Raw genomic sequence first — 25,127 nt, 5'->3', positions numbered from 1 at the left:
TTCACTATGGTTTCACTAGTAACCTAGTGAAACGGAATTTCGGGTGATCGAGTTCCACCTTGACCCGCGCTCGGGCATCGCGCCGTACCTGCAGCTCGTCCGCCAGGTGCGCCAGGCGCTGCTGCTCGGCCTGCTCGCCGAGGGCGACAAGCTGCCCACGGTCAAGGAGGTCGTCGCCAAGGTGGCGATCAACCCGAACACCGTGAGCAAGGCGTACCGCGAACTCGAGCACCTCGGCCTCGCCTCGGCCAAGCCCGGCGTGGGCACCTTCATCACCCGCTCGCTCGGCGAGGCGTCGCTGACCGACCACGGCCCGCTGCAGCAGGAGCTGCGCGCGTGGCTGACCAAGGCCCGCGCCGCCGGCCTGACCGACCCGGGCATCGAGGCGATGTTCCAGAACACCCTGCGCGCGAGCGCCGAAGAGGAGCAATGAACGCGATCCTGCAGGCCCAGGCGCTGGGCAAGCGATACGGGCAGCGCCAGGCGCTGTCCGACTGCACCCTCGAGCTCCCACCGGGCCACGTCGTCGGCCTGGTCGGCCCGAACGGCGCCGGCAAGACCACCCTGCTGAAACTCGCCTGCGGCATGCTCGCTCCGACCACGGGGCGGATCGAGGTGCTCGGCGAGGCGCCCAGCGGGACGACGGCGCACCTGGCCCGCGTCGGGTACGTCGCGCAGGACACCCCCACCTACGCGAGCCTGTCCGTCGCCGACCACCTGCGCTTCGGCGCCCGGACGAACCCCGGCTGGGACGCGGACCTGGCCCGCGACCGCATCGAGCGGCTCGGCCTCAACCCGAAACAGAAGGCCGGCAAGCTCTCCGGCGGCCAGCGCGCCCAGCTGGCCCTGACCGTCGCCGTGGCCAAGCGCCCCGAACTGCTCATCCTCGACGAGCCGGTGGCAAGCCTCGACCCGCTGGCCCGCCGCGACTTCCTGCGCCACCTGATGGAGTCGGTCGCCGAGCACGGCACCAGCGTCATCCTCTCCTCCCACCTGGTCTCCGACCTCGAACGCGTCTGCGACTACCTGGTCGTGCTGGTCGACTCCCGGGTACGCCTCACCGGCGAGACCGACGACCTGCTCGCCCAGCACCACCGCCTGGTGTGCACCCGCCGTTCAGGGGACGACCTGCCCGCGGTCCTCGAGGTCATCTCGGCGGAGCACACCGACCGCCAGTCCACCTTCGTCGTGCGCGCCGACGGTGACCTGCCGGCCGGTGACTGGTCCGCCGAACGGCTCGGCCTGGAAGACCTCGTCCTGACCTACATGGAGCGCCCCCGATGATCTGGATGACCTGGCGGCAGTTCCGGACCCAGGCCCTGACCGTCCTGGCCCTCACCGCCGCGGCGGCGACCGGCTTCCTGATCAGCGGACTGCTGCTGCACCACCGGCTCGCCGCCGCCCTGGCCGCCTGCGCCCCGGCCAACGCCTGCGACGGCTCCACCCCCGCCGCCCGGGAGCTGGGGTCAAGGGTCGCCCAGGTGTACGACAGCGCCCAGCCCGCGTTCGAGCTGCTGCAGGTGCTGGTGCTGGCGGTACCGGCGCTGCTGGGCATGTTCTGGGGCGCCCCGCTGATCGGCCGCGAACTGGAGACCGGCACCCACCAGCTGGCGTGGAGCCAGACCGTGACCCGCACCCGCTGGCTCGCCACGAAGCTCGCGGTCGTCGGCGCCGCCGCGATCGCCGTGGCCGCCGTCTTCAGTTTGCTGATGACCTGGTGGGCCGCCCCGCTGGACGACCTCAACGGCAACCGCTGGCCGGCGACGACCTTCGCCACCCGCGACCTCGTCCCACTCGGCTACGCCGCGTTCACGTTCGCCCTGGCCGCCACCCTGGGCCTCCTGCTGCGCCGCACCCTGCCGGCCATGGCCGTCACGCTCGTCGTGTTCGTGGCCGTCCAACTGTTCGTGCCCGGCTTCGTCCGTCCCCACCTGCTCCCGGCGACCACCACCACCTACGCCATCGACGAGGCCACCGCGAGCAGCTTCCAGGGCTACACGGGCACCCGCGCGGACTTTCACTTCGCCCTGCCGACCCCGCGCGGGGCGTGGCTGACCGACCGGCCGCCGGTACAGAACGCCGCGGGCCAGGCGGTCAGCATGGACGCCCACGCCGCCTGCTTCCCAGGCCTGGACGGCGACGGCTCGACCGGCGAACCGGACTTCGGCCGGATCGGCGCCTGCCTGGCCGGGGACAACCTCCACCAGTCGGTGACCTACCACCCGGCAAGCCACTACTGGCCGCTGCAGTGGATGGAAACGGGCCTGCTGTTCGCCCTCGCCGGAGCCCTGGCCGCCACCTGCTTCTGGTCCCTCCGCCGCCGGCAGCAGTGACCGCGCGTCAGGTGCCGACGTACTTGCCGAGCCAGTGGGCGCGGATGAGTTCGATCGGGGCCGAGCTCAGGTGGTGCGTGGTGCGGCGGCCGTGGGTGTGGCTGGTGATCAGCCCCGCCGCCCGCAGGACCATCAGGTGCTTGCGCACGCCGAAGCGGCTGATCGGCAGGTAGTGCTCCAGCTCCGAAGCCGTCCGGCCGTCGCGTTCCAGCAGCAGGTCCAGGATGTGGCGGCGGTCGGCGTTGGCCAGGGCGTGGAACACCCGGTTGTCGCTCATCGGCCTGAGGATAGGTGACTGATCGGTCACATGGAAGTCAGTAGATTTCCGGGCCGGCCGGAAGCGTGGGCCAGCCGAACGCGTCCGAGGCCGGCAACAGCGTCCCCGGCCGCAGCTCGCGGACCCGGCCGGCGGCCGCGAGGGCAGTCAGCCGGGGGCCGCCCAGGTACACCGAGCTGAGGTCGCGAATGTCGCACGCCAGGTCGGCCGGGTCCGTCGTGGCGACACACTGCGCGCCGTCCGGGTCGCCCGTCAGGCGCCATAGGCCGACGTTCTCCTCGATGACGGTGTCGGTGAGCTCGAAGACCACGTCGACCGGGGCGCTGTACCGGCGGGCGGTCAGCGCCTGCTCCACGTGCACGATGCGCGCCCACAAAGCGTCGATCAGCCTCGCGCCGAGGCGGTTGGGCTCGTTGACCAGGTGCAGCAGGGGCTCGTCGACGGCGGCGAAGTCGTAGTGGACGGTGCGCGTCAGGTCGATCGCGAGCAGGAAGCGCCAGACCGCCAGGTAGGCGTCCGGGCTGTCGGCGACCACCTCGTCGACGCGGGCCTCGCAGGCCGGGCCGGTCGGGGTCCAGTTGAAGCTCGTGCGGTACAACCCGTAGCCGTCCACCGCCCCGTCGACCTCGTGCACCACGCAGAGCCGCTCGCCCGCGCCGCCGCGGTGGGACGGGCTGTCGTCCAGGACGTGCTCCCAGTCGACCGCGCTGCGGCTGGAGTAGCCGGGGCGGTCCTGGCGGGCGGCGTCGTACACCTTGGTCAGGGTCGGCAGCAGGTCGTGGGGCGCGCCGATGCGCATCCGGCCGGGGACCTCGCGGTCCGGCAGGCTCAGTTCGTGGTTCTCGATGGCGAGGGTCAGGCGCTGGCTGGCGATGCCGCAGCCGTACCGTGGATAGATCCTTCCCTCGCTCGGCCACATGATGGCCAGCGGCTCGCCGGCGGTGCGGGTGTCGCGCAGCTCCTGGCGGAACAGGCGGGTCAGCAGGCCCTGCCGCCGGTGCGTGGCGGCGACCGCGGCCAGGGTGAAGTGCGAGGCCGGCACGACGGCGCCGGGGACGCTCAGGTCGCGGGTGCGCGCCGAGAGGTGGCCGACCACGAGGTCCTCGTCGGTAATGACGAGCGAGCGCTCGGCTTCGAAGATGGGCCGGAACTGCTCGCGGAACTCCGCACCGGAAGGGTTGTGGTAGTTGATGGTGAGCAGGTGCGCGATGGCGTCCCAGTCCTGCGGGGTCGCGGTGCGCATCGGCAGAGCGGTCATGCCAATTGTTTACCGCGCCGAAAGGGCTCCGGCCGTCTTCGATCGTGCGTTGTTTCAACACCTGACGAATGCGATGAGGTCCGCACGTTGAAAGATGACAGCGGCCCGCCTGATAGGCAGTGGTTCGGCTTATAACGACAGGCGCAGGGCCGCGAGCATCTCCACGATCGCGGCCTTGTACAGCTTTTCCGGCCGCCGCGTGTGCGTGCTGAGCCGGCCGCGGATTTCCAGCGCCAGCAGCCCGTGCAGCGCGGCCCACTGGCGCAGGGCGAGCGCGGCGGCGGCCGGTGGCACGCCCGGGAACGCGGCGCGCACGTCCTGCACGAGCGCGGTCGGGAAGTCGGTCCACTCGTGCTCGGTCGGTGCGGGCCCGCCGTCGAGCGGCCACGCCGCCGCGACCAGCGCGATGAACCCGGCGCAGGCCCGGTTCTCGATCAGCGCGACGGTGCCGTCCTCGGGCGGCCGGTAGCCGGAGATCGGATCGCCGAACACCAGCCGGAACCCGGCCGGGTTGGCCATCGCCCAGGTGCGGAACGCGGTCACCCAGGCCTGCAGCCGGCCGGACTTGTCCTCCGCCGGCAGCGCGTCGCGGGCGGTCTCCATGGCATCGACCATGGCCAGGCTCTCGTCGATGGTCAGGGCTGTGATCAGGGCGTCGCGGGTCGGGTAGTACGCGTACAGCGCGCTCGGGGTGAGCCCCATGTGCCGGGCGATGGCGCGCAGCGTCACGGCGTCGGGCCCGCCTCTGGTCATCAGCGTCGTCGCGACGGTTTTGATCTCCTTGACCGTGAACGCCCGCAGTCGTTCGCGCCGGTTCTGACTGGACCCATTCACGATTTGCACCATACCCAAACAGTGCGCCGAAAGTGCTCCGCGCCGATTTCGGAATGTCAATTGATGCGGCGTGGGACGTATGTTAACTCATCGGTAGGTTCGGCGAAACGGCGTCGATCGTACCGCGTCAATTCGCACCCGATGGAAGGACCCCGGCGGCAATCAGCAACGGCGAAGATGCCCGCGGTGGGGGTGCCTCGCGACCATTGGCGGTGCCGCGTGACCGGTGACCCCGCACGACGGCCGGCCGGAAAATCGGCGAGGGGGACCGCGCCCGGGCGCGATCCCCCTCGTTCGTCCGGAGACCGGACTCAGATCACGTGCACGTCCGGCACGTAGAGGATCCAGCGGCCGCCGGCCTCCCGGAACGTGCGCTCCTTGGCCATGATCTCGTCGGCGTGGTTCCAGGCGAACAGCAGCGCGTAGTCCGGGTACGGGTCGCGGAACGCGTCCGGGGTGCGGACCGGGATGTGCGAGCCGGGCGCCAGGCGGCCCTGCTTGCCCGGGGTCGTGTCGCAGATGTACGGCACCAGCCCCGAGTCGATCCCGCAGAACATCGTCACCGTCGCGCTCTTGGACGTGGCCCCGTAGCCGAGAATGCGCTTGCCGTCGCCGTGCAGGTCCTTGAGCAGCCGCACCAGGTCGTCGCGGATGCCGTTGATGCGGCCGGCGAACCCGGCGAACGTCTCGTGCCGGCCCAGCTGCATCTCCCGCTCCTGCTCCAGCAGCGCCAGCAGCGACGCGCTGGGCTCGCGCACACCCGGGCGGGCCACCGTGTAGCGGATCGAGCCGCCGTGCACCGGCATGTGCTCGGCGTCGACGAGCTGGAAGCCGTACTGCTCGGCCGCGGCCCGCACCGACTCCACGCTGAAGAGGTAGAAGTGCTCGTCGTAGATCTGGTCGAAGTACGTGCGGGCGATGATGTCGCCGAGGTAGCGGTCCTCGAAGATGAACACGCCCTGCGGGGCCAGCAGCGCGTCGACGCCGCCGAAGACCGAGTCGAGGTACGGGATGTGGCTGATCGTGTTCGCGGAGAAGATGACGTCGGCGGGGCCCTCCTTCGCGCGCACGTCGGCGGCGGTGGCGCGCTCGAAGAAGTCGATGCGGACCCGGATGCCGTTCTCCTCGGCCACCCGCGCGGCCCCGCCCGACGGGTCGACGCCGAGGTGGCGCACGCCGGCCTCGTGGATGGCCCGGAGCATGACGCCGTCGTTGCAGCCGATCTCGACCAGGAACTTGTCCTCGCCGTTGAGGTCGGTGGCCAGCAGGTGCTCGGCGTAGTGCTCGAAGTGCTTGCGCATCAAGGACGAACCCGACGCGCGGTACACGTAGCCGTCATGGAACATGAGCTGCCGGGGCACCTCGTGCACCTGCTGCACCATCGTGCACGCGGTGCAGATGCCGACCGCCAGCCGGTAGTAGCGCTCGTGGGGCACGTCCTCCGGCTTGAGGAACCCGTTGGACAGCGGCTGGCGGCCGAAGTCCAGGCATTCGTACACGGTGCCGCCGCAGATGCGGCAGGGCACCATGGTGGGCAGGGTCTTGCTGAGGTCCATGCCGGTCACCCCTTCGGTGGTGGCGGAGGTCGTGGACGCAGCATGTGCCAGCTGAAGTGCGGCTGTCTTATCTCAGACTGCTGACGTAAAAGCCCCCAAAAGGCGCGCTCCGCACGCAGGGAGATGCACCCCCGCGCCCGCCCGCCCGACGATGGCCGCGACACCGGTGGCGCCGCCGCCGACGACCGAGACCAGCAGGGGGAGTCCCGATGCGGGTGCTGTTCGCCGTCTATCCGTCCCGCGCCCACCTCTACCCGGTCGCGCCGACCGCGTGGGCGCTGCAGAGCGCGGGCCACGAAGTACGGCTGGCCACGTTCGCCGGGTTCGCCGGGGACATCGCGGCCGCCGGGCTCACCCCGGTGCCCCTGGGCGACGCCGGCATCCCGGAGGTCCGCCTGGCCGGGGACACCCCGCCGCCGCGCAGCGCCGAGGAGGTCGAGCGGGCCGCCGACGAGCTGGGGCTGGCCGGGCCGGAGCGCGAGCACTGGTACGTGTTCCACCAGTACCTGACCGCGGCCGCCGGCGACTACGTGCGCCTCGACCGCGCCGAGTTCGCCGATCTCGTGCAGTTCGCCCAGGACTGGAAGCCGGACCTGGTGATCTGGGACGGCACCATGCCCGGCGGGGCGATCGCGGCCCGGGTCGCCGGCGCGGCCCACGCCCGGTTCGTCTTCGGCCTGGACTACGTCGCCTGGAGCATGCGGAAGCTGGGCGGGACGAACGCGAACCCGCTCGCCGAGCTGCTGGCCCCGGCGGCCGCGCGCTACGGCGTGACGATCGACGACGAGCTGCTGCTCGGCCAGCGCACCATCGACCCCACGCCGGCCCCGATGCGGCTGCCGATCGAGGTCGCCGGGCACGTGCCGGTGCGCTGGATTCCGTACAGTGGCGGCAGCAATTTCGAGGCCTGGCTGCACCGCCGCCCGGAGCCGCCGCGGCAGCCCCGCATCGCGTTCACGCTGGGCGAGTCGACCCGCCGGTTCACCCGCGGCGACTGGGACCGCACGCCGCGCATCATGGAGGCGCTGCACGGCCTGGACGTCGAGGTGGTGGCCACGCTCAACGCCACCCAGCTCGACGGGCTGCAGCCGCCGCCGAACGTGCGCACCGTGGAATGGGTGCCGCTAACCCACCTCCTGCCCACGTGTTCCGCGCTCATCCATCACGGCGGCATGGGCACCTTCTCGGCCGCCTCGGCCTATTCGGTACCGCAACTGGTCTGCGACACCGAGGAGTCCAACCTCATCCGCAAGGTCGTCGTGCCGGCCAGTGAGGTCGCAGAAGTCGCGGCGGTCGGCGAGATCGGCATGGCCCTCGGGTTCGACGAGGACGCCCCGATGCCCGAGGCGCCGGGCGTGCGCTGGACCCTGCCGGCCAAGAAGCTGGAGGCCACGCCGACCGCCGACTACGTCATCGGCTTCGGCGCGGGGGCCCGGCTCAACCACCGCGAGAGCAGCCCCGAGCAGATGCGCAAGCAGATCGAGCAGGTGGTCGGCGACCCGGCCTTCCGCGACGGCGCCGCGCGGCTGCACGAGGCGTGGGCGAGCAACCCGACGCCGGTGCGGATCGTGCCGGCGCTCGAGGACCTCGCGGCGCGAAGCGGCCTCGCCGCGCGCAAGATCACCCGAGCGGGGTAGTTTCTGCAGTTGACGAACCATACTTGTTTCTAGCAAGCTCGTCTGTGTCGCCGGACCGACCGAAGGGAGCACCCGCGTGACCCTCAGCGCCGAGGCCGAGGTGGCGCCGCGCGCCGGACGACGCGAGTGGCTGGGCCTCGCCGTGCTGGCGCTGCCCACGCTCGTGGTGTCGGTCGACATCAGCGTGCTGTTCCTCGCCCTGCCCCACGTGGTCGCCGATCTGCACGCCTCGACCGTCGAGCAGCTGTGGATCACCGACATCTACCCGTTCATGGTGGCCGGCTTCCTGATCACCATGGGCTCGATCGGCGACCGGATCGGCCGCCGCAAGCTGCTCGTCATCGGTGCGGCCGTGTTCGCGCTCGCCTCGCTGCTGGCCGCGTACGCCGGCAGCCCCGCGATCCTGATCGCCGCCCGGGCCGGCATGGGCATCGCCGGCGCCACCCTGGCCCCCTCGTCGCTGGCCCTGATCAGCATGATGTTCCGGGATCAGCGGCAGCAGGGCACCGCCATCGCGATCTGGATGACCGCGTTCATGGCCGGCGTCGCGTTCGGTCCGGCCGTCGGCGGGGCGCTGCTCTCGGCGTTCTGGTGGGGCTCGGTGTTCCTGGTCAGCGCCGTGTTCATGGCGGTGCTGTTCGTCGCCGGCCCGTTCGTGCTGCCGGAGATGAAGAACCCGCAACCCGGTCCGCTCGACGCGCCCAGCGTGGTGCTGTCCCTGCTGGCCATCCTGCCGGTGATCTACGGGCTCAAGGAGCTCGCCCGGCACGGGTGGGAGACGGTGCCGATCCTGGCCGTGGTCGCCGGCCTCGCCTTCGCCTTCCTTTTCGTGTACCGCCAGCGCCGGCTTCCGGTCCCCATGCTCGACATCGGCCTGTTCGCGAACAGGGCCTTCACCACGATCATGATCACCGGCATGCTGGTGGGCGCGTTGCAGTCGGGCACCGGCCTGTTCGTCTCGCTGTACATGCAGATGGTCAAAGGCCTCTCACCGCTCGCCGCCGGCCTCTGGGGCATCCCGCCCGCGATCGCGCTCGTCGTCGGCATCAACCTCGCCCCGCAGCTGGCCCGGAAGATCAAGCCGGGCGTGGTGCTGGCCGTGGGCCTGGTCGTGGCGGCCGTCGGGCAGCTGGTGCTGAGCCAGGTCGGCCCGGGCACCGCCCTCGCCGTCGTGCTGGTCGCGCTCGCGATCGTGTTCCTCGGCATGGGCCCGAGCGGCGCCCTGGTCAACCAGATCATGCTCAGCATCGTCCCGCCGGAGAAGGTCGGCACCGCGGCGTCGACGTCCGGCACCGGCGGCGAGCTCGGCGTCGCGTTCGGCATCGCCGCCCTGGGCAGCATCGGCGGCGCGGTGTACCGCGTGCAGATCGACGACACGCTCCCGGCCGGACTGCCCGCACCCGCCGCGGACGCCGCCCGCGAGAGCGTGGCCGGGGCGGTCGCCGTCTCCGGATCGCTGCCCAGCGACCTCGCGAACGCGGTGCTGACCGCGGCGCGGGACGCCTTCACCACCGGCCTCAACATCGTGGCCGGCATCAATGCGGCCGGCTTCGTCCTCCTTGCCGTGGTGGTCTTCCTCGGGCTGCGCGCCGTAGGACCGCTCGGCGCCCAGCCGGGCCCGCCTGTCGAACGTGTCACCGAGAAGGTCGATCAGTAAAAGCAAGACAATCGCACGGAAGGTAACTCTGTCATGAGCGATGTCTCGACCAAGGTCCAGCAGCGCGTCCAGGAGGCGCTCGACGATCTCGTGGGCTCCGGCGCCGAGGTCGGCGTCCAGGTCGCGGTGTACCACAAGGGCGAGCAGGTCGTCGACGCCGTCGCCGGCGCGGCCGACCCCGACACCGGTGCCCAGGTCGCGCCGGAGACGCTGTTCTACACCTCGTCGGTGGCCAAGGGGGTCGCCTCCACCGTCCTGCACGTCCTCGCCGAGCGCGGCGCGATCGACTACGACACCCCGATCGCCGAGGTGTGGCCGGAGTTCGGCGCGCACGGCAAGGAGAAGGCGACGGTACGCCACGCGCTGACCCACTCGGCCGGCGTACCCGGGCTGCCGGGCGACCTCACGCCCGAGGACCTCACCGACTGGCAGAAGATGACCGGCATCATCGCCGACGAGAAGCCGTGGTGGGAGCCGGGCACCGCGACCGGCTACCACGCCATCTCCTACGGCTACATCATCGGCGAGATCGTCCGCCGGGTGACCGGCAAGCCGATCTCCGAGGTGCTGCGCGACGAGGTCGCCACCCCGCTCGGCGTCGCCGACGAGCTGTTCTTCGGCGCCCCGAAGTCCGCGCTCAAGCAGGTGGCGAAGTCGGTCGAGCCGCCGTACGCGGCCCAGATGCGCGAGGGCATGCCCGCCGAGTTCCCGCTGTTCAAGGCGGCCCCGCCGGCCGTGCTGCCGACCGCGGAGTTCGCCAACCGCACCGACGTGCTGACCGCCGACATCCCGGCCGGCGGCGTCATGTCGGCCCGCGCGGTCGCGAAGATGTACGCGGCCCTGCTCGGCGAGGTCGACGGCGTCCGGCTCGTCTCCAAGGCCCGCCTGGACGAGATCACCACGGTCGCGCAGACCGGCCAGGACCAGATCATGGGCTTCCCGGCCTCCCGTGGCCTGGGCTACGACATCGGCTTCATGGGGCCGCTGAACAGCCCGACCCTGTTCGGCATGGCGGGGACCGCCGGCACCGCGGGGTACGCCGACAAGGGCAGCGGGATGACGATCGCCCTGGGCAAGAACAACGTGACCTTCGGCCAGTTCGACACCTTCAACCGCATCGGCGAGATCGTCCAGAAGACCCTCGCCGAGGGCTGAGCGAAGCGGGAACGGGCCGGTCCACAGTGGACCGGCCCGTTCCTCATACCACCCCGCGCTTGCGCAGCAGGGGCAGGACGCCCTCGCCGAACGCGTGCGCCTCTTCGAGGTGCGGCTGGGCGGAGAGGATCAGGTGGTCGACGCCGAGCCCGTGGTACTCCTCGATCCGGTCGGCGACGTCCTCGTGGCTGCCGACGAGGGCCGTGCCGACCCCGGGCCGGACGAGGCCGTAGCCGGCCCAGACGTTCGGGTACACCTCGAGCTCGTCCGTCCGCCCGCCGTGCAGCGCGGCCATCCGGCGCTGGCCCTCCGAGTCCGACGCCCGGAACCGTTGCTGGGCCTGGCGGATCCGCGCCGGGTCCATGGTTTCGAGAAGGCGCCGGGCGACCGCCCAGGCCTCGGCGGGGGTGTCACGGGCGATGACATGGAAGCGCACACCGGTCTCCAACGCGCGCCCCTGCGCCTGCGCCGCCTCCCGGGCCGCCGCCACGAACCGCGCGGTCGCCGCCGGCGGCTCGCCCCAGTTGAGCAGGACGTCGCCGTGGCGGGCGGCGATCGCGCGGGCCGCGTCGGAGGAGCCGCCGAGGTAGATGCGGGGCCGCTGGGTGTGCGGGCGGGCCAGCATGCCGCCGGTGATGTCGTAGTGCGCGCCGTGGAAGTCGAAGCGCTCGCCGGACCAGGCCCGGTGGAACACGTCGAGGAACTCGCCGGTGCGCTCGTAGCGCTGGGCGTAGGGCACCGGGTCGCCGTACCGGCGCTGCTCGTCGGCGTCGCCGCCGGTGACGATGTTGAACTCCAGCCGGCCGCCGCTCACCCGCTGCAGCGTCGCCGCCGCCTGCGCCACGAGGACCGGCGAGGCGAGGCCCGGCCGGAGCGCGACCAGGAAGTTGATCCGCCGGGTCAGCATGGCCAGGGCGGCCGTCATCACCCACGGGTCCTCGCAGAACAGGCCGAACGGGGTCAGCATGCCGGCGAACCCGAACCGCTCGGCGGCCAGCGCGACCTCGGTCAGGTACGCCAGGTCGGGCTCGCGCCGCGCGCCGGGCGAACCGGAACCGTCGGACCGCTTCGCGAGCTCCTTGCCGTCGCCGTGCAGCGGCAGGAACCAGTGCAACCGGAGGCTCATGCCGACCCCCGGGCGAACGCGGCGGCGGCGACGACGTCGAGCAGGTCCGGCCCGCTCGCCTGGTAGGCCGCGTGCCACAGGGCCCGGCGATACCAGCGGTGCAGCGGGAACTCCCACGTGACGCCCATCCCGCCGCACACCTGGATCGCCGTCTCGCAGGTCAGCAGGGCCGCGCTCGTGGCGGCATGTGCGGCGGCGGCCACCGCGGCCCCGTCGCCGGGCACGCACGCGGCGCGATAGGCGAGCGAGCGCGCGAACTCCACGGCCGCGTACCCGTCGGCGAGGGGGTGGGCGACCGCCTGGAACCCGCCGATGACCTTGCCGAACTGCTCACGGGTCCGGGCGTGGTCGAGCCCGAACTGCAGCGCCCGGTCGGCCACCCCGACCGCCTCGCACGCCCGCAGCACCTCGGCCGCCCGCTCGGCGGCGGCCCGGACCCGCGGCGTGTCGGCCGGGCCGGCCAGCAGGCGGGCGGCGGTGGCGCGCAGGACGCCGTCGGCCTCGGCCCGCAGCGGGTCCGGGCCCTCGACCGGGGTCCAGGCCACGGCGGCGACCCGGAACAGCGCCGGCCCGTCGGGGGTGCCGGCGGGGACGATCACCTCGTCGACGCTCGCGGCGTCGGGCACGTGGCGCAGGACGCCGTCGATCCGCCAGCCGGCGCCGTCGCGGACCGCCGTGCAGTCGGCGTCGCGGGCCAGGACCGCGGGGGCGTTGCCGTCGTGGCCGGCGGCGACCGCGACGGCGCTGACCCACCACGGGGCGGGCAGCAGGGCGCGGCCGCACTCCTCGGCGACCAGGGCCAGCTCCGGCAGCCCGGCGTCGCGGTCGAGCCAGCCGAGCTGGCGCAGCTGCGGCCACACCGCGGGATCGTGGCGCGGGCCGTCGCCGTCGGCGAGCTCGCCGACCCGGCCCGGCGGGTACCGGTGGGTCAGGAACCGCCGCGCCTCCTGCCGGATGGCGAGCTGGGTGTCGCTGGGGGCGAAGTGCATGTCGGCGTCTCCGTTCAGCGGGAGCGGGGCAGGGCCAGGACCCGCTCGGCGATGATGCCGCGCAGGATCTCCGACGTGCCGCCCTCGATGCTGTTGGCCCGGCTGCGCAGCCGCTGCCGCAGCCAGAAGCGCAGTTGGGCGTCGCGGTCGGCGGGCCCGTCGCGGTGGCGGGCCAGCAGGTCCAGCGCGATCGCGGCGAGCCGCTGGTTGAGCCGGGACCAGTGCAGCTTCAGCACCGACGCCTCCGGTCCGGGCTCGCCGGTGCGTTCCAGCGCGGCCAGGGCGCGATAGCCGGTGTACCGCAACCCCTCCAGCCCCACCGCCAGCTCCGCGACCTCGCGGCGCACGGCCGGTTCCCGGTCCGCGCCCAGGTCGGAGGCGAGCCGGATGAGCCGGTCGAGCTGGACCGCGAGCCGGGTGGTCAGCGTGATGCCGAACGTGCCGCGCTCGTGGGCGAGGGTCGTCATCGCCACCCGCCAGCCGTCGCCGGGCGCCCCGACGAGGGCCGAGGCCGGCACCACGACGCCGTCGAGCACGATCTGGTTGAAGTCGGCGTCGCCGGACAGCTGCCGCAGCGGCCGGGTCTGCACGCCGCGGGCGCGCATGTCGAGCACGAAGCAGGACAGGCCGTGGTGCTTGGCCCCGCCCGGCTCGGTGCGGGCGAGCAGCAGGCAGAAGTCGGCGAGGTGGGCGTAGGAGGACCAGACCTTCTCGCCGTCGACGACGTAGTGCTCGCCGTCGCGCACGGCGCGGGTGCGGATGGCGGCCAGGTCGGAGCCGGCGCCGGGCTCGGAGAAGCCCTGGCAGAACATCGCCTCGCCGGACAGGATCCGCGGCAGCAGGGTGCGGCGCTGCTCGTCGGTGCCGTACCGCACGAGCGTCGGCCCCACCATGTTCAGCCCGATGACGTTGACGTGGTCCGGCGCCCCGGCGAGCGCGCACTCCTCGGCGAAGATGGCCTGGTGCCCGGAGGGCAGGCCGCGCCCGCCGAAGTCGACCGGCCAGGTGAGCCCGGCGTACCCGGCCTCGTGCAGCGCCTTGGCCCAGCCCCGCGGGTCGTCGTCGCCGGTCAGGCTCGCCCGCAGCCACGCGCGCAGCCCGGCCCGGAAGTCGGCCTCGTCCTCGGTGTCGCCCAGCAGCATGCAAGGGACGGTAGCCAGCGGCGGCGACCGCGCGGAAGCACGCGGAGCACAGTGCGCACCCTGGAAGAAACGGCAAGCAGCATGCCGGAAGATGCACCGCGGCAACGAAAACGGCCACCATCCGAGCATGCTCACCGATCGGACCCCGGTCATCGTCAGCGCCGCCCGCACCCCGATCGGCCGCCGCGCGGGCTGGTTGGCCGGGCTCAAGGCAGTACACCTGCTGCGTCATGTTCTGAACGAGGTCATCGATCGGGCCGGGATCGCGCCCGGGGACGTCGAGCAGATCATCGGCGGGTGCGTGACCCAGTCCGGCGAGCAGAGCCTGAACGTGACCCGCAACGCCTGGCTGAACGCGGGGCACGATCCGGCCGTCGGCTGCACCACCGTCGACGTCTCGTGCGGCTCCGGCCAGCAGGCCAACCACCTCGTCGCGGCGCTGATCGCGGCCGGCGTCATCGATGTCGGCATCGGCTGCGGCGTCGAGTCGATGAGCCGGGTGCCGATGGGCACGAATTTGTACCAGGGGCCGGGGCACTACAAGACCGCCGAGTACCCGTGGGACGACCCGCCGGACGCCCAGTTCGGCGGGGCCGAGCGGATCGCCGCGCGGCAGGGCGTGACCCGGGCCGACGCCGACGCGTTCGGCCTGCGCAGCCAGCGCCTCGCCGCGCAGGCGTGGGCCGAGGGACGGTACCGCGCCGAGGTCGCCCCGCTCGACGCCCCCGCGCTCGACCCGGCCGGCCGGCCCCGCCACGTCGATCGGGACCAGGGCCTGCGGGTGAGCACGCCGGAGCGGATGGCCGAGTTGCGCGGCAACGTCGAGGGCGCCGTGCACACCGCGGCCACCACGTCGCAGGTGTCCGACGGCGCGGCGGCGATCCTGTGGATGTCGCTGGGCCGGGCCCGCGCCCTCGGGCTCACCCCGCGGGCGGTGCTGGAGCACCAGGTGGTCACCGGCGCCGACCCGTACTACCTGCTCGACGGCCCGGTCGGCGCCACCGCCCGGCTCCTGGAACGGGCGGGCCGCAAGCTCGACGGGATCGACCGGTACGAGATCAACGAGGCCTTCGCGGCGGTGGTGCTGAACTGGGTCCAGCAGTGCGGGGCCGACCTGGACCGGGTCAACGTCAACGGCGGTGCGATCGCCCTCGGCCACCCGCTCGGCGCCACCGGCACCCGGCTGCTCGTCAGCGCCCTGCACGAGCTGGAGCGGGCCGGCGCCGAGACCGCCCTCATCGCCATGTGCTGCGGCGGATCGCTCGGCACGGCGTCCCTGCTGCGCAGATTGTGAGCCGAAGCATGCTGGCCGAGGAGTTCTACCGCGACGCCGACCCCGCCTCGATCGGGCCCCTCGCCCACCTGCGGGTGCTCGACGTGACCAAGGTCTGGTCCGGGCCGCTCGCCTCCGGGGTCCTGGCCGACCTCGGCGCCGACGTCATCCGGATCGAGCTGCCGTACGGCCGCGACGGCGACGTCCCGCCCCAGATCCCCGGCACCGGCCGGTCCTGGTTCCGCGAGACGGTCAACCGCAACAAGCGCAGTGTCGGGCTCGACCTGCGCGAGCCGGCCGGCCGGGAGCGGTTCCTGGAGCTCGTCGCGACCGCCGACGTGGTCGTGGAGAACTACCGGCCGGGCACCCTCGACGGCTGGGGCGTCGGCTACCGGCAGTGCCGCGAGGTGCGGCCCGGGATCGTGTTCGTCTCCGTCTCCGGCTGGGGCCAGTACGGCCCCGCCGCCGGCCGCGCCGCCTACGACCCGGCCGTGCAGGCCGCGGCCGGCTGGATGTCGCTCAACGGCGAACCCGGCGGCCCGCCGATGCGCGCCCCCACGTTCCTGGCCGACGAGCTCGCCGGGCTGCACGCGGCCATCGGCGCCCTGGCCGCGATCGTGCACCGGGACCGGACCGGCGACGGCCAGCACGTCGACGTGTCCATGATGGACACCCTGCTGGCCGGGAGCGCCGGCCTGCCGACCCTCGCCGCCGCCGGAGCGCCCCCGCGGCGCAGCGGCAACGAGACCGATTTCGTCGTACCGTCCAATGTGTACGCCTGCACCGACGGCTACGTGTACCTGGCGGTCGCCCTCAACAAGCACTGGCGGGAGCTCGCCGCGGCGATGGGCCGGCCCGAGCTCGGCCGCGCCCCCGGCTACGCCGGCAACGCCGAACGGATCGCGCACCGCGGCGACGTCGACGCGCTCGTCGCCGACTGGTGCGCCGGTCTGTCCATCCAGGACGTCCTCGACGCGCTGCAGCCGCGCGGGCTCGTCATCGCCCCCGTGCGCACCCTCGCGCAGGTGGTGGCCGACCCCGACCTGCACGCGCGCGGCACCCTGCAGCACGTGACCCTCACCAACGGCACCAGCGCCGTCATGGTCGCGCCACCGGCCAAATTCTCCCGCACGCCCACCCGGATCCGTTGCGGCGCACCGGAACCCGGCGAGCACAGCGCGGAAATCCTTGGTGAGGGGCCGTACGCAGCAACTGATGAGAAGACCGCGGCGAGCCCGGTTCGCTACGGTTGACGCAGCCCGCCCGGCCGAACCGCACGAGGCATCCGGGCATCGGAGTCCACCGACGGAACTCACGACACGCGCCCCGCGTGGCGTCGGTCAGCCATGGCCGGTTCCGCCACCAGGTGAGGAGACGACGTGGAGCAACAGCATCGGGTCCTGGTCACCGGTGCCTCGCGCGGTATCGGCCGGGCGGTCGCGCTGCGGCTGGCCCAGGACGGGTACGCGGTCGCCGGCTGCTACAGCAGCGACCAGTCCGCCGCCAAGCAGACCCAGGCCGACCTCGAGCAGCTCGGCGCCGCCTGTTTCTTCGACCGCTGCGACGTCGCCGACCCGGCTGCCGTCGAGGCCTTCGTCCACGACGCCGAGCAGCAGCTCGGCCCGTTCGCCGCCGTCGTCAACAACGCCGGCATCACCCGCGACGCGCCCATGGTGCTCGGCACCGACCTCGACTGGAACGCGGTGCTCGGCACCAACCTCACCGGCACCCGCAACGTGTGCAAGGCGCTCGCGTTCCGGTTCATGAAGGCCCGCCGCGGCAGCATCGTGAACCTGTCCTCGGTCGCCGGGGTGTACGGCAACGCCGGGCAGACCGCCTACGCCGCGACCAAGGCCGGCATCATCGGGCTGACCAAGTCGCTGGCCAAGGAGGTCGGCGGCTACGGCATCCGGGCCAACGTGGTCGCGCCCGGCTTCATCGAGACCGACATGACCGGTGTGCTGCCCACCCGCACCCGCGAGCAGGCGCTGCGCCAGATCCCGCTCAAGCGCTTCGGCACTCCCGAGGACGCCGCCGAGCTGGTCGCGTTCCTGCTCTCCGACCGGGCCAGCTACATCACCGGGCAGGTCTTCCAGGTCGACGGGGGGATCACGCTGTGACCGCCGTGCACTCCTGGGACATCGCGCCGCCGCCCCGCGCGGCCGCACCGATCGCCGCGGTCGAGCTCTGGTACCGCGAGCCCGCGGTTGATGAACAGCGGGCGACCGTGCGCGTCACGGTCGACGGGCAGGAGCCCAACCTGCGCGGGCACTTCCCCGGCCTGGCCATCTACCCGGGCGTCTTCGTCATCGAGACCCTCGAACAGGCGATGGCTCTCACCGTGCAGACCGAGCGGGATCCGGTCCTGCGCCGCATCGACTCGGTCCGGTTCCTGGCCCCGCTGCTCGACGGCGACGAGCTGACCCTGGCGGTCGTGGCCGTGCCCGACGGCGACGGCTGGCGGGTCACCGCGATCGGCACCCGCCGCGACGGCAGCGTGACCGCGCGGATCAAGGCCCGCTTCGAAAGGGCCGGCGATGACGATTGAGCACCCCGCGGTCCGCGCCGCGCTGCCCCAGCGGCACCCGCTGCTGCTCGTGGACCGGGTCCTGGACCTGGTGCCGGGCGAGCGGATCCACACCGTCAAGGCGGTCACCGGCACCGAGGGGTGCTACGCGAACCTGCCGGACGGGGCGGCGTCATGGCGGTACCGATATCCGCTGTCGTTGCTCGTCGAGTCGCTCGGGCAGAGCGCGGCGCTGCTGTGGCTGCACGACCACGGCCACGATCCCGGCGACGGGGCGGTGCTCATGTTCGCCGGCGCCCGGTCGTGGTCGTTCGACGGCTTCGCCTACCCCGGCGACGTCCTGCACCACCACGTGCGCCTGACGTCGGTCGTGGCCGACACCGCGTTCGCCGCCGGCGAGACGTGGGTCGGGGACCGGCGCATCGCGCACGTCGACACCGTCATCGCCGCGCGCCGCCCGGTGCGCGGTGACGTCCTGGCGAAGGGAACCCGTCCATGAATCCGACCATGCAGCACGAAGAGCAGCTGACCCGGTTGCGCGCGATGGTGGCCGAGGTGCTGGAGATCGAGCCGGAGGAGCTCAGCGACACCGGGGACTTCATGGAGGACTACGAGGCCGACTCGCTGCGCGCGATCGAGATCCTGGCCCGCATCGACAAGGAGTTCAAGGTCGAGATTCCGCAGGTCGAGCTGCCGGAGCTGCGCAACCTCAAGGCCGTCCAGGAAGCGATCATCCGGCACTCCGGCGGGCAGGGCTAGCCGTGACCCGCGTGGTGGTGACCGGGCTCGGCCCGGTGTCCAGCATCGGCATCGGCGCGCAGGCGTTCCTCGGCGCCCTGCACGCCGGCCGGTCCGGCATCTCGCCGATCACGAGCTTCGACCCGAGCGGCTTCCCGCACCGCAACGCGGGCGAGGTGCACGGGTTCGATCCGGCCGAGCACCTGCGGCGGATCGACCCGGCGCACTGGGGCCGGTCGAGCCAGTTCGCCGCGGCCGCGGCCCGGCTGGCCGTCGCCGACGGCCGGCTGGACCTCGGCCGGGTCGAGCCCGGGCGCGCCCACGCGGTCATCGGCACCACCAGCGGGGAGTCCGCCGTCGTGGAGGCGCTGACCGCGCAGATCCTCGAGCGCGGCTTCGCCGGGCAGGACCCCGACCTGGTGCGGCAGCTGCCGGCCAACCGGCTGGCCAACGCGGTCAGCGCCGAACTGGGCCTGCTCGGCGAGTCGCTGACCATCGCGACCGCCTGCTCGGCCAGCAACTACGCCATCGGCTACGCGTACGACCTGCTCATCACCGGCGAGGCCGACGTGGTCCTGGCCGGCGGGGCCGACTCCGTGTGCCGCTGGGCCCACGCCGGGTTCTTCCGGCTCGGGGCGCTCACCGACAGCATCTGCGCGCCGTTCGACCGGGACCGCTCCGGCATCCTCACCGGCGAGGGCGGCGCGGTGCTGCTGCTGGAGACGCTCGGGCACGCCATGTCCCGCGGCGCCCCGATCTACGCCGAGCTGCTCGGCTACGGCCTCAACTGCGACGCCACCCACCCGGTGGCGCCGGACACCGACAGCATCGCCGAGTGCATGCGCATCGCGCACCGCAACGCCGGGGTGAAGCCCGAGGAGGTCGACTACATCTGCGCCCACGGCACCGGCACCCCGGCCAACGACCTCGTCGAGGGCCGGGCCATCCTCGAGGTGTTCGGCCCGACCCCGCCCCCGGTCAGCTCGATCAAGTCGATGATCGGGCACACCATGGGCGCGGCCTGCGGCTTCGGCGCGATCGCGTCCGCCGCCGCCGTGCGCCGCGGGATCATCCCGCCGACCATCAACTGGCAGCACCCCGACCCCGAACTGCCGGGCATCGACCCGGTCCCCAACGCGGCCCGCACGGCCGACGTGCGCGTCGTGCAGAACGACGGGTTCGCGTTCGGCGGCAACAACGCCATCGTCATGCTGGGAGCGCTGACATGAGCCCGCTGTCGATCACCGGCTTCAGCGCCATCACGGCCGCGGAGCTCGTGGACGTGAGCGGCCTGTACGCCGAACCGCTCCCGTCCGCCCACGCCCACGCCCGGACCGCGTTCGTGGCCCGCGAGCACCTGGGCCGCAAGGGGACCAGCTCCTACGACCGGGCCACCGGCCTCGCTGTCGTGTGCTGCCAGGACGCCGTGCGGGCGGCCGGGCTGCAGCTGGACGCCACCACCGGCCGGCGCACCGGCGTCGCCCTCGGCACCAGCCTCGGCAGCTTCAAGTCGACCAGCGACTACACCCTGGAGACCCTGGTGCAGGAGCGGCCGTACCTGGTCAACCCGCTGCTGTTCCCCAACACGGTGATGAACGGCGCCGCCGGGCAGGTCGGCATCCGGCTCGGCCTGCGCGGCATCAACGCCACCATCGCCGGCGGGACGCTCGGGTTCCTCAACGCGCTGCGGTACGCCGCCAACGCCATCCGCCGCGGCTACGCCGACGCCATGCTGGCCGGCGCCGTGGAGGAGTTCACCCCGCACCGGGCCTGGGCCTCGCACCTGACCGGGGCCACCCGCGCGGTCCCGTCCGGCGAGGCGGCGGCCGTGTTCACCCTGACCGTCGCCGACCCTCCACCGTGGACCGGGCCGCGCCGGCTCGCCACCGTCCTCGCCGTGGCCACCGGCTTCGGGCCCGGCGGCTCCGACGCCGGTGACCTGGCGCTGGCCGGCTGCGTCCGGCGGGTGCTGCACGGCGCGAAGCTCGACCCGGTCGCGGTCGCCGCGGTGCACACCGGGGAGGCGGAGGCGGGGGAGCGGCAGGAGTACGGGCCGGTCGTCGCCGCGCTCGGCGGGGACGTGCCCCGGATGCTGCCGAAGCGCCGCTTCGGCGAGTGTGACGCCGCCTCGGGCGCGGTCGCGCTGGCCGCCGTCCTCGCCGCCCCGCCCGACGGCCTCGACGCGGCCCGGCGCGGACCCGAGGGCGGCGACGTGCACCTGTTCACCGCCCGCGGCCCCGACGGCGCGGTCGGCGCGGCCCTCATCGAGGTGTACCGGTGAGCGTCGCCATCGCCGCCAGCGCCGTGCGCACCTGCCTCGGCGCCGGCCCGGCCACCTTCGACGGGCTGCTCGCCGGTGCGTGCGGCGCCGGGCCCCTGCGCTCCGGCGACCCGGACCGGCTCAACGTCGCCACCGGATACCACATCGGCGCCGACGACGCCCGCCGGCCGCTTCGGGCCGGAGCCCTGCTGCGCGCCTGCCTCACCGAGGCCGTCGAGGCCGCCGGTCTCGACCTGGACCGGCAGCGGATCGCCGTGCTCGTCGGCACCGGCCTGCGCGAGCTCGCGGCCGTCGAGTCGGCTCCGGGCTCCATGGCGGCCGGCCGGCTCGACTTCGCCGACGTCGTCGCGGCCGTGGTGCCGCGGGCGACGGAGGTGCTGACCGTGGCCAACGCGTGCAGCGCCGGCGGGCACGTCCTCGCCCTGGCCCAGGACCTCCTCGACGCGGGCGACGCCGACGCCGTCGTGGTCGCCGCGGCCGACACCAGCACCCGGTCGATGCTGTCGATGATCGGCCGGGTCGCGCCCGAGCGCACCGACCGGGTCCGCCCGTTCGACCGCGACCGCGGCGGGGTGCTGCTCGGCGACGGCGCGGCCGCCCTCGTGCTCGTCCCGCCCGGGCGCCCCGGACCCGTCCTCGGCCGGGTGCTGGCCACCGGGCTGTCCTGCGACGCGAACCACCCGACGGCGCCGGACGTGGAGGGCATCACCCGGGCCGTCACCGACGCGTACCGGCGCGCCGGGCGGGAGCCGGCCGACACCGGCACCGTCGTCGCGCACGGCACCGGGACCGCCCTCAACGACCCGACCGAGTGCGCGGCGCTGCACGCGGTGCTGCCGACCGGCGCCGCCGGGCCGGTGGTGACCGCGGTGAAGGGCGCCGTCGGGCACACCTCCGGGGCCGCCGCGCTCATCAACGTGGACGTCGCCCTGCGCTCCCTCGCCGCCGGGGTCGTCCCGGCCGTCGTCGGGCTGCGCACGGTGCTGCCGGAGGGGGAGCAGCTGCGGTTCGTGCGCGATCAGCCGCGGCCGCTGCCGCCCGGACTGGTGCAGAGCAACGCGTTCGGGTTCGGCGGCGTGAACGCCGTGACCCTCCTGGAGGCACCGTGACGACCCACGCCGTAGTCCCCGGTCCGGTGCCGGCCGCACCGGACCGGATTCCACCCGCCGCCGCCCGGCGGTTGTCGGTCGACGGCGCCGCGCTGTACCTGCCCGGCGCCGTCCCGGCCGGTGCGCTGGAGGAAAGCCTCGGCCGGCCGGTCGGCGACTGGGCCCGCCGGCTCGCCGAACCGGCCGAACCGGCCGCCGTCGTGGGCCGCAAGGGGCTGCGCTACGCCGAGCCCGCGACCCGCCTGGCGCTGTGCGCCGTGCACCGGGCCCTCGGCCTGCCGCCGGCCGCCCGCCCGGCCCCGGTCCTGTCGGCCCGGACGGCGGTCATCGGCTGCAGCGACCTCGGCAACGTCGACGTGGTGGCCCGCGTGGCCCGCACCGTGGCCGAGGAGGGCAGCCGCGGGGTCTCCGTCCTCGACGCGCCCAACGTGTCGAGCAACGTGCTGGCCAGTACCGTCGCGCAGTGGTTCGGCTTCGGCGGCCCCAACCTCATGCTGTGCTCCGGGCCCGACGCCGGCTCGATCGGGCTGCGGCTCGCCGCGCGGCTGCTGCGCGCGGGCCGGGCCGACCGGGTCGTGCTCGTCGGCGCCGAACCGTCCGACGACGTCGCCGCCGCCCTGCACGCCGCCGACGGCCTGCCGCATCCGCTGACCGCCGGGGCCGCCTGCCTCATCCTGCGCGGCGCGGTGGACACCGGGCCGCTCGACGAGGACGCCGCGAAGGTCGTCGTCGGACCCGGCGGGTTCGAGCCGGCCGAGCACTGGGGCGACCACCGGGCCGCCCGCGACGTCGTGGCGCTCGCCCTCGCCGTGCACCTGGCCGCCGAGGAGGACACCACGGTCCTCGTACGGCGCCGCGACGGGTCGGCCTGCGCCCTGGTCGGTGACCGGTGAGCGGCGTCCGCGCGCACGTCCTGCGCGACGGCGACCCCCTCGTCGTGCTGGCGCACGGCCTCGAGGACTCGTGGCAGAGCTGGCACGCGTTCGCCCGCGGGCTCGACCCGGACTGGGGCGTCGTCGCGCTCGACCTGCCCTGGCGCACCGGGAACGACTACCGGTGGCGGACCCGCCCGGCCGGGCAGTGGCTCGCCGACGGCCTCGCCCAGGTCGGCCGGGTCCCCGACATGCTCGTCGCGCACTCGTTCGGCGGGAGCGCCGCCCTGCAACTCTGCGCCGGTACGGCCGGCGACATCGCCGGCACCGTCACCGTCATCTGCCCGATCTACCGCACCGCGCAGCAACCCGTGACGTGGAAGGCGTTCGAGCTGTCCCGGCTCACCTACACGCACCACATGCGCGACGGCGTGCGGGCCCGGCTCGGTCCCCGCGCGCGGCAGATGGAGCCCGGCGTGCTTGACACCATGATGGACCTCGCCCTGGAACGCGCCGGGCCGTCGGGGTTCTTCACCGTGTTCGACCAGTACCTCACCAGCCCCCAGCTGCCGCTCGCCGACGTCACCGAGCCGGTGCTCGTCATCGCCGGCGACGAGGACCCGACGCTCACCCACGAGGCCGCGCTGGCCCTGGCCGCCGCGATCCCGCACGGCAGCGTCCGCGCCCACGAGGGCTACGACCACTTCTGTCACATCCGCCATGCCGCCGCGGTCGCGGCTCAGGTGGCGGACTTCCACGCGACTCTCAGAACAGTGAGGCAACGGCCATGACCGTCACTGCGGCCCGGATCCCGTCGGTGTTGCACGCCCGCCCGGCGTTCGAGGGCGCCAACATCCGCACCTGGATCGGCTTCAAGCACTTCATGTACCTCGTCGAGGGGGCCGTGCTGCAGTACTGCCGCGACCAGGGCACCGGCGCGGCGCGGCTGTTCCACGACTTCGGCCGCGGGCTGGAGATCCTCGACTGCTCGGTGCAGCTGCCGGCCGTGCTGGAGCTCGACGACGAGGTCCGCGCCCAGGTCACCGCGGGCGCCGGCAACCGGCTCGACGTGCAGCTGTCCGTCGCGCGCGGCGGCGAGGACGTCACCGTGCTGCGCGGCAAGGTCGTCGTGGCGCTGCTGCCGGAGGCGAGCGCGCCCGGGCACAAGGACGTGCCCGGGCCGCTCGCCGCATTGCAGGCCGAGGCGTTCCCGGCCGCCGAGCCGCTGCGGCTGCGGCCCTGGGAGAACGCCGAGTCGGTGCTGCGCGGGCAGGGCGGGCTGCTGTGGTCGTGGCTCGCGCGGTACACCCTCTGCCACTATTCGGACCGGGTGCAGCACTCCGCCTATGTCCGGGCGCTCGAGGAGGTCGTCGACCGGTACCTCAACCAGCAGGGGATCTCCGTCGGCCGGATGCTGCGCGAGCGCGACTGGATCCCGGTCGTCTCCCGGGCCCGCGTGCGGCTGCTCGCGCCCGCGCACATGGAGGAGACGATCCACACCGTCTTCACCGTCACCGACATCCTGCGCGACGTCATGTTCGACGCGCGCATGGACTGCTACGTCCAGCGCGGCCAGCAGCTGATCCCCGTCGCGACGGCGAAGATCCTGCACGGCTACGCGATCGCGGCCGGACCCGGCGCCGGGGGCATGGCCGAGCTGGACGCCGAGGTCCTGGCCGCGTTGCGTGGTGTGTCATGAAAAAACGGCCGCAGTTGTACTTCTCGTTCCGCAGCCCCTACAGCTGGCTCGCCCTGCGCAAGCTGCGCACCACGATCGCCGACCTCGACGAGGTCTTCGACGTGCGGCCCTACTGGGACCCCGACGAGCAGACCAGCGCCTCCCTCGCGGCGCGCGGCGGCGAGTTCCACTACCAGCAGATGAGCCGGGCCAAGCACCTGTACATGCTGCTGGACACCAAGCGCCTGACCACCGCCTCCGGGGTCTCCATGGCGTGGCCGATCGACATCGACTCGTGGTGGGAACTGCCGCACCTCGCCTTCCTGTACGCGCGCCGCGCCGGTCGCGCGTGGCCGTTCTACGACGCGATCGTCGAGGCCCGCTGGGGCCGCGCCGAGGACATCTGCACCTCGGAGGTGGTCGCGGCGGCCGCCCGTACCGCCGGGCTGGACCCCGATGCGGTGCTGGCCGCGGCCGACGATCCGGAGATCCGCGCCGAGGCGGTCGACTGCCTGTACGCGGCCTACCGCGACGACATCTTCGGCATCCCGTACATCAAGTGGGGGCATCAGCGGTACTGGGGCCTCGACCGGGTGGACACGTTCCTGAGTGCGTTTCTGGAAGGAGCACGGTCATGAGTGAGGACGTCGTCGAGGACCGGGACGAAGAGCCGGACCCCTGGGAG

The 25,127-nt window shown here is 73.3% G+C and carries 26 protein-coding genes; 19 read left to right on the top strand and 7 right to left on the bottom strand.

Annotated features, from left to right (window positions below; translation table 11 throughout):
* Positions 1-43 precede the first annotated feature (43 nt).
* From ACQP00_RS31850 to ACQP00_RS31840, 3 genes are read left to right on the top strand one after another with little or no spacing between them, the layout of a single operon-like run.
* The gene (locus ACQP00_RS31850; RefSeq protein WP_433202161.1) at positions 44-433 is read left to right on the top strand and encodes a GntR family transcriptional regulator; all 390 of its coding nucleotides are present in this window, start codon (positions 44-46) and stop codon (positions 431-433) included.
* Positions 430-1,284: an ABC transporter ATP-binding protein gene (locus tag ACQP00_RS31845; RefSeq protein ID WP_433202158.1), complete on the top strand. Its 855-nt coding sequence runs from the start codon at positions 430-432 to the stop codon at positions 1,282-1,284. The genes ACQP00_RS31850 and ACQP00_RS31845 overlap by 4 nt, the downstream gene beginning before the upstream one ends.
* On the top strand, positions 1,281-2,333 hold the full coding sequence (locus ACQP00_RS31840; protein WP_433202155.1) for an ABC transporter permease subunit: 1,053 nt from the start codon (positions 1,281-1,283) through the stop codon (positions 2,331-2,333). Before ACQP00_RS31845 ends, ACQP00_RS31840 begins: the two co-directional genes overlap by 4 nt.
* Positions 2,334-2,340: 7 nt before the next feature.
* On the opposite strand, the gene ACQP00_RS31835 is transcribed toward ACQP00_RS31840, so the two are convergent.
* From ACQP00_RS31835 to ACQP00_RS31820, 4 genes are all read right to left on the bottom strand, one after another.
* On the bottom strand, positions 2,341-2,610 hold the full coding sequence (locus tag ACQP00_RS31835; RefSeq protein WP_433202152.1) for an ArsR/SmtB family transcription factor: 270 nt from the start codon (positions 2,608-2,610) through the stop codon (positions 2,341-2,343).
* A 37-nt stretch (positions 2,611-2,647) separates the two neighbouring features.
* Positions 2,648-3,868: a GNAT family N-acetyltransferase gene (locus tag ACQP00_RS31830; protein ID WP_433202149.1), complete on the bottom strand. Its 1,221-nt coding sequence runs from the start codon at positions 3,866-3,868 to the stop codon at positions 2,648-2,650.
* Positions 3,869-3,997: 129 nt separating this feature from the next.
* Complete coding sequence (locus ACQP00_RS31825) at positions 3,998-4,702, bottom strand: TetR/AcrR family transcriptional regulator (RefSeq protein WP_433202146.1); 705 nt, start codon at positions 4,700-4,702, stop codon at positions 3,998-4,000.
* Between the two features lie 311 nt (positions 4,703-5,013).
* Positions 5,014-6,258 (bottom strand): methyltransferase domain-containing protein, encoded by a 1,245-nt coding sequence (locus ACQP00_RS31820; protein WP_433202143.1) that lies wholly within the window; start codon positions 6,256-6,258, stop codon positions 5,014-5,016.
* 209 nt (positions 6,259-6,467) lie between these two features.
* Here ACQP00_RS31820 and ACQP00_RS31815 point away from each other — a divergent pair, with 209 nt between their 5' ends.
* The 3 genes from ACQP00_RS31815 to ACQP00_RS31805 all read left to right on the top strand — a co-directional run bounded on the left by ACQP00_RS31815 (position 6,468) and on the right by ACQP00_RS31805 (position 10,707).
* Positions 6,468-7,895: a nucleotide disphospho-sugar-binding domain-containing protein gene (locus ACQP00_RS31815; RefSeq protein WP_433202140.1), complete on the top strand. Its 1,428-nt coding sequence runs from the start codon at positions 6,468-6,470 to the stop codon at positions 7,893-7,895.
* Between the two features lie 76 nt (positions 7,896-7,971).
* Entirely contained in the window at positions 7,972-9,552 is a 1,581-nt protein-coding gene (locus ACQP00_RS31810) for an MFS transporter (RefSeq protein WP_433202137.1), read from the top strand.
* A 33-nt stretch (positions 9,553-9,585) separates the two neighbouring features.
* Positions 9,586-10,707, top strand: coding sequence for a serine hydrolase domain-containing protein (locus ACQP00_RS31805; RefSeq protein ID WP_433202134.1), 1,122 nt, complete (start codon positions 9,586-9,588; stop codon positions 10,705-10,707).
* 43 nt (positions 10,708-10,750) lie between these two features.
* Here ACQP00_RS31805 and ACQP00_RS31800 read toward each other — a convergent pair whose 3' ends face one another.
* Genes ACQP00_RS31800 through ACQP00_RS31790 form a run of 3 tightly spaced genes read right to left on the bottom strand, consistent with a single transcriptional unit; the run spans position 10,751 to position 13,964 of the window.
* Positions 10,751-11,833 carry an LLM class flavin-dependent oxidoreductase gene (locus tag ACQP00_RS31800; protein ID WP_433202131.1) on the bottom strand — a complete coding sequence of 361 codons (1,083 nt, stop codon included), beginning with the start codon at positions 11,831-11,833 and terminating at the stop codon, positions 10,751-10,753.
* Positions 11,830-12,822, bottom strand: a complete 993-nt coding sequence (locus ACQP00_RS31795) for an acyl-CoA dehydrogenase family protein (RefSeq protein ID WP_433202130.1) — start codon at positions 12,820-12,822, stop codon at positions 11,830-11,832. Before ACQP00_RS31795 ends, ACQP00_RS31800 begins: the two co-directional genes overlap by 4 nt.
* 14 nt (positions 12,823-12,836) lie before the next feature.
* Entirely contained in the window at positions 12,837-13,964 is a 1,128-nt protein-coding gene (locus ACQP00_RS31790) for an acyl-CoA dehydrogenase family protein (RefSeq protein ID WP_433202127.1), read from the bottom strand.
* A gap of 127 nt (positions 13,965-14,091) precedes the next feature.
* Between ACQP00_RS31790 and ACQP00_RS31785 the strand changes: the two genes are divergently transcribed.
* From ACQP00_RS31785 to ACQP00_RS31725, 13 genes are all read left to right on the top strand, one after another.
* A complete protein-coding gene (locus ACQP00_RS31785; RefSeq protein WP_433202124.1) occupies positions 14,092-15,258 on the top strand; it encodes a steroid 3-ketoacyl-CoA thiolase in 1,167 nt (388 codons plus the stop codon).
* 8 nt (positions 15,259-15,266) lie between these two features.
* A complete protein-coding gene (locus tag ACQP00_RS31780) occupies positions 15,267-16,490 on the top strand; it encodes a CaiB/BaiF CoA transferase family protein (protein ID WP_433224066.1) in 1,224 nt (407 codons plus the stop codon).
* Between the two features lie 126 nt (positions 16,491-16,616).
* The gene (fabG, locus tag ACQP00_RS31775) at positions 16,617-17,357 is read left to right on the top strand and encodes a 3-oxoacyl-[acyl-carrier-protein] reductase (RefSeq protein ID WP_433202121.1); all 741 of its coding nucleotides are present in this window, start codon (positions 16,617-16,619) and stop codon (positions 17,355-17,357) included.
* The gene (locus ACQP00_RS31770) at positions 17,354-17,785 is read left to right on the top strand and encodes a hypothetical protein (RefSeq protein ID WP_433202118.1); all 432 of its coding nucleotides are present in this window, start codon (positions 17,354-17,356) and stop codon (positions 17,783-17,785) included. The genes fabG and ACQP00_RS31770 overlap by 4 nt, the downstream gene beginning before the upstream one ends.
* Positions 17,775-18,263, top strand: coding sequence for a 3-hydroxyacyl-ACP dehydratase FabZ family protein (locus ACQP00_RS31765; RefSeq protein ID WP_433202115.1), 489 nt, complete (start codon positions 17,775-17,777; stop codon positions 18,261-18,263). Before ACQP00_RS31770 ends, ACQP00_RS31765 begins: the two co-directional genes overlap by 11 nt.
* Positions 18,264-18,271: 8 nt before the next feature.
* Positions 18,272-18,523 (top strand): acyl carrier protein, encoded by a 252-nt coding sequence (locus ACQP00_RS31760; protein ID WP_433202112.1) that lies wholly within the window; start codon positions 18,272-18,274, stop codon positions 18,521-18,523.
* A 2-nt stretch (positions 18,524-18,525) separates the two neighbouring features.
* The gene (locus ACQP00_RS31755) at positions 18,526-19,731 is read left to right on the top strand and encodes a beta-ketoacyl-[acyl-carrier-protein] synthase family protein (RefSeq protein ID WP_433202109.1); all 1,206 of its coding nucleotides are present in this window, start codon (positions 18,526-18,528) and stop codon (positions 19,729-19,731) included.
* Complete coding sequence (locus tag ACQP00_RS31750; RefSeq protein ID WP_433202106.1) at positions 19,728-20,783, top strand: beta-ketoacyl synthase N-terminal-like domain-containing protein; 1,056 nt, start codon at positions 19,728-19,730, stop codon at positions 20,781-20,783. Before ACQP00_RS31755 ends, ACQP00_RS31750 begins: the two co-directional genes overlap by 4 nt.
* Positions 20,780-21,892 carry a beta-ketoacyl synthase N-terminal-like domain-containing protein gene (locus ACQP00_RS31745; protein WP_433202103.1) on the top strand — a complete coding sequence of 371 codons (1,113 nt, stop codon included), beginning with the start codon at positions 20,780-20,782 and terminating at the stop codon, positions 21,890-21,892. Before ACQP00_RS31750 ends, ACQP00_RS31745 begins: the two co-directional genes overlap by 4 nt.
* Positions 21,889-22,785: a beta-ketoacyl synthase N-terminal-like domain-containing protein gene (locus ACQP00_RS31740; protein ID WP_433202100.1), complete on the top strand. Its 897-nt coding sequence runs from the start codon at positions 21,889-21,891 to the stop codon at positions 22,783-22,785. The genes ACQP00_RS31745 and ACQP00_RS31740 overlap by 4 nt, the downstream gene beginning before the upstream one ends.
* On the top strand, positions 22,782-23,555 hold the full coding sequence (locus ACQP00_RS31735) for an alpha/beta fold hydrolase (protein ID WP_433202097.1): 774 nt from the start codon (positions 22,782-22,784) through the stop codon (positions 23,553-23,555). The genes ACQP00_RS31740 and ACQP00_RS31735 overlap by 4 nt, the downstream gene beginning before the upstream one ends.
* Positions 23,552-24,463, top strand: a complete 912-nt coding sequence (locus tag ACQP00_RS31730) for a thioesterase family protein (protein WP_433202094.1) — start codon at positions 23,552-23,554, stop codon at positions 24,461-24,463. Before ACQP00_RS31735 ends, ACQP00_RS31730 begins: the two co-directional genes overlap by 4 nt.
* The gene (locus ACQP00_RS31725) at positions 24,460-25,080 is read left to right on the top strand and encodes a 2-hydroxychromene-2-carboxylate isomerase (RefSeq protein WP_433202091.1); all 621 of its coding nucleotides are present in this window, start codon (positions 24,460-24,462) and stop codon (positions 25,078-25,080) included. The genes ACQP00_RS31730 and ACQP00_RS31725 overlap by 4 nt, the downstream gene beginning before the upstream one ends.
* The last annotated feature ends 47 nt before the right edge of the window (positions 25,081-25,127 follow it).

The organism is Dactylosporangium sp. CS-047395 (genome assembly GCF_050942185.1).
Classification (GTDB): Bacteria; Actinomycetota; Actinomycetes; order Mycobacteriales; family Micromonosporaceae; genus Dactylosporangium.
This window is presented reverse-complemented; position numbering and strand designations above follow the sequence as displayed.